Origin of the sequence: Burkholderia sp. BCC0398 (genome assembly GCF_902833245.1) — a bacterium.
Lineage (GTDB): Bacteria > Pseudomonadota > Gammaproteobacteria > Burkholderiales > Burkholderiaceae > Burkholderia > Burkholderia sola.
Window position 1 is genome coordinate 734,833 of record NZ_CADFEM010000001.1, and the last position, 11,812, is coordinate 746,644.

The 11,812-nt window shown below is 61.2% G+C and carries 8 protein-coding genes and 1 pseudogene; 4 read left to right on the forward strand and 5 right to left on the reverse strand.

Translation table 11 applies throughout. The features are described from left to right. Nucleotides 1–19: 19 nt before the first annotated feature. Nucleotides 20–1,072: an RNA-guided endonuclease TnpB family protein gene (locus tag HWX76_RS03230; protein ID WP_176015470.1), complete on the reverse strand. Its 1,053-nt coding sequence runs from the start codon at nt 1,070–1,072 to the stop codon at nt 20–22. Between the two features lie 92 nt (nt 1,073–1,164). On the opposite strand from HWX76_RS03230, the gene HWX76_RS03235 reads away from it, so the two are divergent. The 4 genes and pseudogenes from HWX76_RS03235 to HWX76_RS03250 all read left to right on the forward strand — a co-directional run. Continuing rightward, a complete protein-coding gene (locus tag HWX76_RS03235; protein ID WP_124631255.1) occupies nt 1,165–2,607 on the forward strand; it encodes an efflux transporter outer membrane subunit in 1,443 nt (480 codons plus the stop codon). A 354-nt stretch (nt 2,608–2,961) separates the two neighbouring features. Then, nucleotides 2,962–4,281 (forward strand): EAL domain-containing protein, encoded by a 1,320-nt coding sequence (locus HWX76_RS03240; RefSeq protein ID WP_124631254.1) that lies wholly within the window; start codon nt 2,962–2,964, stop codon nt 4,279–4,281. Between the two features lie 324 nt (nt 4,282–4,605). Further along, nucleotides 4,606–7,119 (forward strand): EAL domain-containing protein, encoded by a 2,514-nt coding sequence (locus HWX76_RS03245; protein WP_176015471.1) that lies wholly within the window; start codon nt 4,606–4,608, stop codon nt 7,117–7,119. A 56-nt stretch (nt 7,120–7,175) separates the two neighbouring features. Next, a pseudogene (locus HWX76_RS03250) lies at nt 7,176–7,718 on the forward strand (integrase core domain-containing protein); the annotation flags it as partial. Between the two features lie 70 nt (nt 7,719–7,788). Here HWX76_RS03250 and HWX76_RS03255 read toward each other — a convergent pair. Genes HWX76_RS03255 through HWX76_RS03270 form a run of 4 tightly spaced genes read right to left on the reverse strand, consistent with a single transcriptional unit; the run spans nt 7,789 to nt 11,808 of the window. Next, nucleotides 7,789–8,070, reverse strand: coding sequence for a PAAR domain-containing protein (locus tag HWX76_RS03255; RefSeq protein WP_077179869.1), 282 nt, complete (start codon nt 8,068–8,070; stop codon nt 7,789–7,791). Nucleotides 8,071–8,079: 9 nt separating this feature from the next. Further along, entirely contained in the window at nt 8,080–8,967 is an 888-nt protein-coding gene (locus HWX76_RS03260; RefSeq protein ID WP_124595203.1) for a DUF4123 domain-containing protein, read from the reverse strand. A 37-nt stretch (nt 8,968–9,004) separates the two neighbouring features. After that, on the reverse strand, nt 9,005–11,185 hold the full coding sequence (locus HWX76_RS03265; RefSeq protein WP_176015472.1) for a DUF2235 domain-containing protein: 2,181 nt from the start codon (nt 11,183–11,185) through the stop codon (nt 9,005–9,007). Next, the gene (locus HWX76_RS03270; RefSeq protein WP_050017852.1) at nt 11,182–11,808 is read right to left on the reverse strand and encodes a DUF3304 domain-containing protein; all 627 of its coding nucleotides are present in this window, start codon (nt 11,806–11,808) and stop codon (nt 11,182–11,184) included. The genes HWX76_RS03265 and HWX76_RS03270 overlap by 4 nt, the downstream gene beginning before the upstream one ends. Nucleotides 11,809–11,812 lie beyond the last annotated feature (4 nt).

Here is an 11,812-nt window from a genome sequence, read left to right on the forward strand (position 1 = left end):
TCTTGACGTCCTCCTCCGCCTAAGCGCGGAGGATTCCCACATCTGGCGATGCACGTCCGCATCGGAGAATGTTCAGCGCAGCGTTGGTATCTCGATCATGCTCGACACCACAGTCACTGCAGGCCCACTCTCTTATTCGCAGTCCCGCGATACCTTTCGGCCGCGTCGTGCTGTCTTTCGATCCGCACGCCGAACAGGACTGGGTCGAACCGCTTTCGTCGACTTCCTCGAACGTGGCCCCGTGCGCCATCGCTTTGTAGCGGAGCTTGTTTCGGAAGGACGACCAGGATGCGTCGTAGACGCTCTTCGCCATTCTGGTTCTGGCGAGTTTGACAGCCGACACGTTGCCGACCGCGATGTAATCGAAGCGCCACACCAACTCGAGCACGAGCTTGTGCTGGAAATCGGCTCGGGCATTGGCGATCTTCGCGTGCAGCTTCGCGATATGTCGCTTGTGCTTTCGCGCCCGTTGCGCTTTCGCCAGCTTTTCCGCCGCTCGTCGACCGAATTGGTCATTGGGCAGTTTCTCGCCGGTCGAAAGTGTGGCGAAGTCTTTCAGGCCGAGATCGATGCCCACACCGGAACGGATCGGGCGAGCCTGAACATCCGGCATCTCGATCGCTATGTTCAAGAACCAGTTGCCGCGTGCATCCTGCGCAAAGTTGGCCCCGTCCTTGATCTTGCCTTCGGGAAGCGGGCGGCTATTGAACACGCGGAAGGTGTTGCCGGCGAAACGGAACGCGTCGCCCTCGCGCTTCAGGTCACGCCCCTTCAGCGGCACCCAGCCCAGCGATTTCCTGCCGCGATAGCGCAGGTAGGGCCGACGGCGCTGGCTGCGCGACTTCGCATATTGCTCGCACGTCGCGTTGACCGTGCCGGAGTGAATACCGAGTTCCTTGCTGCTGCCGGTGGTCAGCACGTTCAGGTCGAATCCTGTAGGCCACTTCTTGCCCCACTTGAGCGCGTGCTTCTGCGTGTCGTTGCAGAAGTTCCAGACGTAGTTCACCGCACGGCTCTGCTTGTTAAGCAGTCCGTTGAGCGACTTCACCCGGTAGCGGTAGACAAGGATCATGCCGGTGATCCTAACCCGTGGAAGAAGCAGCCTGTCAACAGCAATTCTTTCCTTCCCGCCATCAATGGCGGGATTTCTCGGAGCAAATTCTGATGAAGAAGCTACTCGTCGCGCTGGCCGTCAGCGCATTCGCCGCCGGGTGTGCGGTGCAGCCCGCGCAGCATCCGGCGCTGAACGATTCCGTTCAGACGCTCGCGCCTACCGCATGGGACACCGACGTGCCGCGCGCGGACATCGACGCCGCCGCCTGGTGGGCGCAATTCCACGACCCCGTGCTCGACCGGCTGATCGCGACCGTGCTCGACGGCAATCTCGATCTGCAGGCCGCCGCCGAACGCGTGAAGCAGGCGCAGGCGCTGACCGTGCAGAAGCGCGCGGTGTTGCTGCCCGAACTCGACGCGACCGCGCATGCGGCCGACGCACGGCAGAACACGCCGCCGCCGCTCGGTTATGTGCGGCAGGCCGGCGCGGGGCTCGCGCTCAGCTGGTCGCCCGATGTGTTCGGCGGCGAACGGCTCGATCTGCTCGCCGCTCAAGCGGAGTTGGTCGGGCAGAAGCATGCGGAAGATGCGATGCGCCTCGCGCTCGCTGCCGATGCGGCATCCGCGTATGTCGATCTGCGCTGGGCGCAGCAGGAATTGAAGATCCTGCAGGACAACGCGAAGATCCGGCAGCATGCGCTCGAACTCACGCGCAAGCGACAGGCGTTCGGGCTGTCGACGGAACTCGACGTGACCCGCGCGCAGAACCAGCTCGATGCGCTCGAAGCCAGGATTCCGCCGACGCAGGCGCAGATTTCGCATCAGTTGAATCTGATCGCCGTGTATTCGGGGCGGACGCCGGAATCGGTCGATCGACTCGTGTTGGCGCAAGCCGGGGAGATTCCGGCACCGCCGGTCGGCGCGCCGGGGACGTTGCCTTCGCAAGCATTGTTGCGGCGGCCCGATGTGCTGACTGCCTACGCTCAAGTCGAGCGGCGTGCGGCACAAGTCGGCGTAGCGAAGGCCGAGCGGTATCCGAAGTTTTCGTTGAACCTGACGGACGGAATTCTGGCGGCCTCGTATCTCGGGTTGCCGACGTTGACCGACAACCTGTTCAGCGCGGCGCTGAGTGCGACGAGCCCGATCTTCAATGCGGGGCGGATTACCGCCGATATCTCGCAGAGCGAAAGCCGGATGCGCGAGTCGGAACTCGGGTTGCGGCAGACGATGCTGCAAGCGCTGCGGGAAGTCGAGGATGCGCGCGCGAATCTCGTCAGCTCCGATGAGGCGACGCGGCGGCTCGATAGTGCATTGGCGGCTTCCGATAAAGCGCTCGGGTTGGCGAATCAGCTTTACAAGGGTGGCGCGACGGACTTTCTGGACGTGCTGTCGGCGCAGGAGGTGTATCTGCGCGATTCGGATTCGCTGAATCAGGTCAAGCGCGAGCATGCGCTGGCGGCGGTGGCGTTGTATCGGTCGCTTGGGGGTGGGTGGAGCCGGAATGATGCGGCGGGTGGGCCGCAGACGGAAACGGACGCTGTGGCGAAAAACTAGGCGGCTCACGCAATGCGAAGTCAGCCGCCCGGACACGCACCCCACTGCGGCTCCTCCGACACGCATCCGCCCCCCCGGTCAGCGCTGGATCGGCCCGCCGCGCCGCCCGCTCCGGTAGAGCAAGCCGCCCCGGCGGGGGACTGGGACAACTTCTAGGCGGCCGCCCGTGCCGCGAGTAAACTGACAGGTGGAGCAAACCGCGAGGGTCGGCGCCGACCCGGAAGGGCCGCGCGCATCTTCGTGAACGTTGAAGAAGCCGGCGAGGGCGTCAGTCATCGGCACAACGAACTCCCCGGATGCGACGGATGCCCGCCTGGCATCCGCGAGACCTCAACTCAAAGGGAACGTTCAAGATTGAATACGAGCGCACCGTCGCCCCGCCCCGCCGACGATCAACCGGAGTCGGGCGGCAAAGCCGCCGCACCGGAATACGTCTACCTCGGGCGGCAACCGATTCTGGACCGCAGCGGAGCGTTGATCGCATTCGAACTATTGTTCCGCTCGGGGACAGCCAATCGCGCCCACATCACGGATGACGCTGCCGCCACCGCGCAGGTCATCGGAAGACTCATCGGGGATATCGGCCTCACCGCCGCACTGGGCGATCGCACGGGCTATGTGAACATCGATCGAACGGTGCTGATGTCCGACATCGTCTGGTTGTTGCCACATGAACGCTTCATACTCGAAATCCTCGAAACGGTGACGTTCGACGACGCGCTCTGCAAGCGCTGTAGCGAACTGCGGCGCGCGGGCTACCGGCTCGCGCTGGACGATGTTTCCGAGGTTTCCCCCCGCCTGTTCGAATTTCTCCCTTACGTCGATATCGTCAAGATCGATTTTCTCGAATGTCCGCGCGAGCACCTTGCCGAACTGATCGGCACCGTCAAGCAGCACGGGAAGATGTCGGTCGCCGAGAAAATCGAAACGCCGGAGGACCATGCCTCCGCCATGCAAGCGGGCTTCGAACTGTTTCAAGGCTACTACTTCGCGAAACCGCAGGTGCTGACCTCGCGGCGCGTCACGCCATCGCGCGACGCGCTGCTGCGCCTGCTCGTGCTTCTGGGCGGCGAACCGGAGATCGTTGAACTCGAAGCCGAACTCAAACGCATTCCGAACCTCGTCATTCCCCTTCTGATGCTGCTCAATTCAAGCGCGGTGGGGCTCAGCCAGCCCGTTTCGTCACTGCGCGAGGCGATCATGCTGGTCGGCACGCGGCAAATTACGCGCTGGACCCAGTTGCTCCTGTTTGCCGATGAGCGCCTGGACGCGTTGCGCTCCGATCCGCTGGCGCAGCTATGCGGCGCGCGGGCGCGATTCATGGAACTGGCCGCGGGCCGGCTGCGGCCCGACGATGACCGGTTCGCCGCTACCGCGTTCATTGCAGGCGTGTTCTCACTCGTTCATGTGCTGTTCGGCAGCACGATCGAGGACGTCGTCACGACGACGCCGATTCACGCCGATATCCGGCGGGCACTGCTCGAACGGCATGGCGAGCTGGGTTGGCTCCTGAACGCCAGCGAGGCAGCGGAATCGGGGGACTTCGACGTCATCCGCGCAGCGTGCAACACATTGCCGATCTTCACCCCGAACGACCTGACCACGCTCTGGCTCGCTGCCACCACGTGGTACGACGATCAGGTGCGCGGGCTACCCGCATACCGCCCTCAGTAAGCCTTGCAATGGGCGGCGCGACGGCCGCGCCGTCAATCTCGCCCAGCCCGCAGCCGCTCGACTTGCCGACGTACGGCCCGAATGGGGTCATCGCACTCAACTCTTGACCGAATCTGCCGTTAACTCAGGGCGGCAGCCCGTGCGAGGGCGATGCGCCGGCGTGCGGTTTCGCCGGACAACCGGGCATCGATTCCGCGTGGGCGAGCTCGATGAGTGCGCAACCCGTCGACGCGAGCAAGATCATGCCTTGCCGGCCGGCGCGGGCGCGCCCGAAGGTTGCCGGATCGAAGCGCGCCGGCAAGGATTTTTCGTCTTGGTCAGAGAATGTACCCGAACAGCTACGATGTTCCGATCGCGCGCCTCGTCGCGCGCCAGATTCTGTCCTGCGCACCCGCCACGCCGGTGCGGGAGGCCGCGCGACGCATGTTCGCCGAACGTTGCAGCTCGATCGTCGTGATGAAGGAGGAACAGGTCGTCGGGATCTGGACCGAGCACGATGCGCTGTCGGCCGGCGACAATCCGGGCGAGCTCGATCGGCCGGTCAGCGAGGTGATGAGCCATCCGGTGATGACGCTCGAGGCCGACACGCCGCTCGGTGAAGCCGCGATGAAGTTCAAGCAGTCGGGCGTGCGGCACTTCGTGGTGGTGCGGGATGGCGCCGCGATCGGCGTGCTGACGCAAACCGACGTCGTCGTGAACCAGGGCCCGGAATTTTTCCTGCACCTGAAGCCGATCGAGTCGATCCGCGTCCATCCGCCCGTCGTGGTGCCCGAGCAGGCCGGACTGCACGACGTCATCGCACAGATGCGCGCGCAACGGCTCGATGCGATCCTCGTCGGCTACGACGACGGCGAGCACGGCATCCTGACCGAACGCGACATCGTCCGGCTGCTGGCGGACGGCGGCGCCCAAGGCGCGGTCGGCGCCCATGCGAGCAAGCCGCTGCAGATGCTGACCGCCAGGCAAAGCCTGTATGCGGCGCAGCGCTTCATGACCGAACACAACATGCGGCATGTCGGCATCCGCGACGACGATGGCAGGCTGACCGGCCTGCTCTGCTTCGCGGACGTGCTGCAGAGCATCGAGCACGAATACGCGAACGAGCTGCGCAGCGCGTTGCGCGAGCGCGACGAAGCGCTGGGGCTCGCGCGCTTCAACCTGCGCATGGCGGATCGCGTGTTCGAATCGGCGCTCGAAGGCATCATGGTGACCGACCGACGCGCGCGGATCGAGCGCGTCAACCAGGCGTTCACGCGCCTGACCGGGTACAGCGAGGATGAAGTGATCGGGCGCAACCCGGGCTTGCTGAGTTCCGGGCGCCAGACGCCCGATTTCTACAAGCAGTTGTGGCATTCGCTCACGACCGATGGCCACTGGCAAGGCGAAATCTGGAATCGCCGCAAGACCGGCGAACTGTTTCTCGAATACCTGACGATCACCAGCATTCGCGACAGCGCAGGCGAGATCTCTCACTACGCGGCGATCTTTTCCGACATCACGCAGCGGCGCCAGGCGGAGGAGCGGCTGGGCTATCTCGCCACGCACGACGTGCTCACCAATCTCGCGAACCGGATGTTGTTCGAGGAGCGGCTCGCGCACGCGATCAGCCATGCGAAGCGGTTCGGCCGCAAGGTCGCGGTGATGTACCTCGATCTCGACCGCTTCAAGCTGATCAACGATACGCTCGGCCACAACGCCGGCGACGAGGTGCTGAAGATGGTCGCCGAGCGCATCGTCGCCAATGTGCGCGCGAACGACACGGTGGCGCGCATGGGCGGCGACGAATTCGCGCTCGTGCTCGAGGAGATCGACGACGTCCGCGACGTGGGACGCGTCGCGCGCAAGCTGCTGGACGAAGTGGGACGGGCGATCGATATCGGCGATCGCGAGATCTTCGTGACGCCCAGCATCGGCATCAGCATCTATCCGGACGACGGCACTGCGGCGGAGGACTTGATCCTGCTCGCGGACCAGGCCATGTACGGCGCGAAGAGCCGCGGCAGGAACGTGTTCCAGTTCTTCGAAAGCAAGATGACGTCGTCGGCGATCGAGCAACTGGAGACGCTCGGCGAATTGCATCGCGCGCTCGAGCAGAACGAATTCCGCCTGTTCTACCAGCCGCAATACGATCTGGCGAGCGGCCGGATCGTCGGCGTGGAAGCGCTGCTGCGCTGGCTGCATCCGCATCGCGGCCTGGTGCCGCCGGGCGACTTCATCGGGCTGGCGGAGCGATCCGCGCTGATCGTCCCGATCGGCAAATGGGTGCTGCACGAAGCCTGCCGACAGGCGCGCCGCTGGCTCGACGAGGGCTTCGAGTTCGGGCGGGTGTCGGTGAACGTATCGGCACGGCAGTGCTTTACCGACCACTTCCTCAGCGACCTGACGACCATTCTCAGCGAAACCGCGTTGCCGGCCGAATACCTGCAGCTCGAGTTGCTTGAAAGCATGGCGATGAACACCCGCGAGGAAATCGGCATCCTGCTGCGCGAACTGGCGACGCGGGGAATCAGCCTGGCGATCGACGATTTCGGCACGGGCTATTCGTCGCTGGTGTATCTGAAGGATCTGCCCGTCGATACGCTGAAGATCGACCGGTCGTTCCTCACGGACTGCGGTTCGGGCAGCACGGACGACGCCATCGTGCGCGCGATCGTGGCGATGGGGCGTGCGCTGGGGCTCGATGTCGTGATGGAAGGCGTCGAGACGGCCAAGCAGTTGGCCTTCCTGCAGGAGATCGGCTGCCACCAGGGGCAGGGTTTCCTGTTCGCGCGGCCGCAGCCCGCCGAGCAGCTGGTCGGCATCTCGTCGCGTCGCGGGGCTGAACTGCTGACGGAGTGAGGCGGTCGTGGGGCGCGGGGCGCGTCGCTCGATATGCAAGACCGCCTTGTCGTTGAAGTGTATTGATCGCTCGAGGTGCGTACCAGCACACACCAATTGACGACTGCTCGCGGTTCCGGGGTACTGACGATCTACCCACGTAGAATTGCCCGAAATATGCTGCTCTTTCTTGATCGCGTTATCGAGGAAAGCCGTTCTCGATCCAGCGCATCCAAACCGACCGAGGCGGCGAGTTCTTCGCTGAGCCGGTGCAACGCCGTTTGACGAGCGAGTGCATCAAATTCCGACCTATTCCGCCACGCTCGCTACACCTCAATGGCAAAGTAGAACGATCATAGCTCACTGACATCAACGAATCCTGGTCGTATCGTTCGCCGACGGAGGACGCGATCGATCAACGAATTGAGGAGTGGAAGTTCGACTACAACTGGCAGCGCCCGCACGGCTCGCTCGGTGGCAAGACACCCGTCGATCGTATCGCTGATCTGACAGAAAGCCCACCTCCCGCGGAGGAGGTGGGCAGTGCCTTCGACGAAACGAAAGAGCGAATTCGGCACCGCGAATGGCGCGTCGACAAGGCCCTCGCCGAACATTGTCGGCACCTTAAGAAGTGAAACGATGTCCGTGAATCGCACACCTCGACACAACCGACGTGATCCTACGCATCGTTCAATCGCCCACACGAGCAGTCATACTGCCAATTAACGTGCACCCGCACTCGGTATGATGGCCGTGCAACGCAACGCGTTGGCCATCGATCGTTACCGTCGGATGCGCCTCGATTATCTTGTTAACTCCATGTGGTCGTCCATCCGGATATTTTTCAGGACAGTCCACCAGATCGTGCAAACGCGCAATCTTTTTGCCATCGATGCTATGTGTTTCCGATCCGGTGATCACGCGTCCGCCATGTGAGGTCGCATCACCGACCACGATCATCTGCAATGCCATACATACTCCCTATAACATAACGGGCTGAGAAGCGTTCCCGGCGTCGTGCGGACCCATCCGCTCAATCTCGGCCCATACACTTTCCGGAACGCCAGTGATAGCGACACTAAACGACTCATCAGACTGCTGACGCTGAATCAGCAAATCATGAACAAACCGATGCCGATCGAAATCCTGCCCGTACATATAGGTATGCTGACAGAACGAAAGGCGATCCCCCGGCTCGCGGATCCCCCACTGCACCGCACGGAGGTAACGAGGAATAAAATCCTCGAAGCGGTCAAGGTAGGTATGCTCTCCGTCGACATCGCCGGACTCGATCAGTGCAGCCAGAATCTCGTCGGGTTCCGTGTGCGCCGTGAGGGCATTAACGTCCTCCGGCCCAAGCTGAACCATGACAGAACGGCAGATCCTCGCGCTCGCCATCGATTCGTTTCCAATGTGCTGCCACTCCTTGTGACGCCCGCGGTACATCCATTGCTCGATAGGGCTCATGAACATGGCGCGAATCTGCTCTCCCCACGTGTTCAAAACCGCCGTCGTGTTACGCGGATCAAAGAACCGGACCATCGCGGTCATGTTGTCGCCAATATCCGCAAACAGGAAGGCTTGCAGATGCGTGACGAGCGCATCCATCTCGACCCGGCTAGAGATCAAGGACAGGCATGGACTTTGACGATCGAGCTGATCGAGTTCTACAAACCAATCCGCCTCCGTGTCATCTACCGAGACCAAAAATAATGAAGCCGGCCCGAGTTCCTCTTCAGGCAGACCAGCGAAAACGGAGAGAAACGGTACGCCAGCACGCTGCAGCAAAGGCACCACTTTCGGTGGACATACCGCCGCGTCGATCAGCCCCATCAGGCGCGCTTGCGAGGGTATAGCTTGTAGTTCCATCTGCAATCCTGTTTATCGGCTTGTTTTCCGATCCGCCTCAGGCCCAACCGGCTTGGGTCCTGCCATTACCCAAGTCGAGCTGCGAAGCGTTTGACGCAAGGCCGAGATATGCCTTGCGCTGATCTCCTCCTACAAACACGACTCGCGGGAAACCATACCCGCCGGGCGCGTACTCGTGAAAATACGGCACTCGAAACCAACAGCGACTATCGTGTATATAGTCATCAAATAGAGTGATGGCCCCAACTGGCAACTTGTTCACGGCGTCGGAAGATGTGTGCTGGCGCAGGAATGATTCCACGCCAGGTAATGGTGCAGCCATAACATCGTCCTCTACGCGGTAATTCTGCACAAGCGTCGACCAGACCGTGTTGAGCAGTATTCCGCTATACGCGAGCGTCACGCAGGGGGAATCACTCCCGGGCTGATCATGTTCGACGACAAATGTCGGTGGCACCTTGATCACGTCGCCACCGCGCGTCACTATTGGGCGATGATCCGTGCGCTTCACCTTCCACCGTTCACACTGGTCCGGATACAGGTACCCGAGAAGCAGTCGCATTTCCTCCGCGCCTTGCCGAAGGTCGGTCTGATCGTTGGTCACAACATCGAGCGGTCCCTCCCCTGGACGGGCAGGTTTCGGGTTAGCGACACCAGGATGAGCAATCGCACCGCACAGCTGCTCGTTGCGCCGGTCCATGGCTTCGTTCAGCGCCGTCACCTGTCCCTTTTGCGTGCTCATGTACGACGTATATCCCGCTCCCATCGACAGGGCGTTCGCCTGGAGCAACTGAGATTGCGACCTGAGCTTACTCATGGTCGGATCCTTTTCCGACGCCTTTGAAACCGCCTGCTGTACCTTGTGCGGCGTCATCTTGTCTTCGTGCGCGCGTTTGAAGAAAGACTGTCCCGTAACATAGCGCTGCGGATTACCAATGTCTGCGCGCAGCGTACGCCACGCCAACATCTGGCCCAATCCGACCTTCAGCGCGCCCTCCACAGTGTTAACGTTCTCGACGGTCTTTCGCCAAGCGTTAAATGCATCGATCACCGACTGGTCGAGAGCAAAGTCGGCGACCAGATCGGCACGTTTACTTATCGCATCGCTATCCATCAGTGGCACACCATACGAGGCGGCCTTAAAATACATATCGTGCAGCGGGATCTGACTAAGCTTGTAGCTGTCGTCCCCAGCTTTCGCTGCAGCTCCTCCTTTACCCTGTTCGCACGGCGCATAGCCGCCACCCACGTCCGAATGGACCCCCGGATAAGCCACCTCGTCACGGATACCGCCGCCGTAGCTGTCCCCGTTACGGATTGAATCAAGCGGAAAACTCATACGCTGCTCGTGCACCGAGAACGCGTGGTAACAGAATCGCACATCCTTAGGAATATCGAGCCGACCGTCGTTAGCAAACGCGAAGTGCCCATCAAACGTGCCAAAGTCCACGGTCGCACGAGTCGAGTCGGGAGGGCCAACGGAGGCAACTGTATCGAAAAGACCGACGAAGTTAACCTTGTAATTCAGCGCATATTTGCCAGTCTGATATCCCATCCGTCCGTCCCGTGCCCATTCATTCATCAGCTTGTTGACGAATACGCGTGCGCATGCCGCCCCCCGCGAGAAACCAATTACGTTGATCCAGATCTGCTTGATCGTCTGGGGATATCGCCCCTCGTCGATCGCCTGCTTGTGAGCGAGACCCAATCGATCGGTGTAGCCAACCAGCGGGAGTTTGTGACCATCGGCCACTTCCGTGCAAACTCTTTGGACGTCGCTATCCGGAATCAGATTTCGCGTCTTGTCCGTAGCAATAGCCCGATATATAGCATTCAGTACTCTTGTGTAGCCCCACACGCAACGACTTCCAAAACCGGATGCCATTGACTTGCCGGAAGTCGAGTATGTCTGCTCACCAATACTCTTGAACGGTGTACCCACACCCGCAATATAGAAGCGAAATATCCCTTCTTCTGATCGGTCCAGTGCCGCGTTATACAGACGCGCAACATTGGAATGTGTGTGAACAAGCGAATCCCGGAACGGATTTGTCTGTTCGTCGTTATTGTTCGTGCCGTCAAAGAACAGCGTGATATGAAGTGTCTGAGGACAAGACATTAGAGCGTCGCACACCAGCGTGCGCCCTTTTCTCAACGCCGTGATACTACCCGCTATACGCCCGCCCTGAGGCATCGGATCCGCCCATCTGAGGCTCATTTTGCGCCCCCTCCATTCCGGTATAACCGATTCCACTCTTGATCCAAAACCCCGTGCACAATGTACGGATCGGTGTCCGGAGGGCGTATGCCGGGGTCGTTTAAGTCACCTTTCTGACCGTCGGCAACCATGATACGGACCCGGTCATCCGGCAAAAAGACCGCCCATAGACCGCCCATAATTTTTCCGTATTTCGGGATCCGAACGTTTTCCGCCTTGTACCAGTACCCCGGTGTCTTTCCGTCCTGCTTCTTGTCAACCAACCAGCGCACCGTCAGCCTCAGGTCCGGCTGCCATACAGAGGGGATGTCGCTGCAGCACATATCACCGCCACCACCGGACGGCTTGTTGTCTGCTTCAACGGGTAATACGTTGGGGCCACCACCGCTTACCCCCGATCCCTCCGGTCCCTCAAATCCCCACTTATGGATGTACCAAGGGGAGTAGTTCAGGGTCGAGGCGCCAACACCCAGCGTATCGTAGTGCTTCGGCAGGCTCGACAGATCAAGCGGCTGTGCCATAGCGCCAGGATGCTTATCGCATGCCCCGAGGAAAAAAACGGCAGCAAAGGCGACGGCCTGGATCGCACGTCGCCGGAAATGGGAAAGTCGGTCTGTCATCATGGAT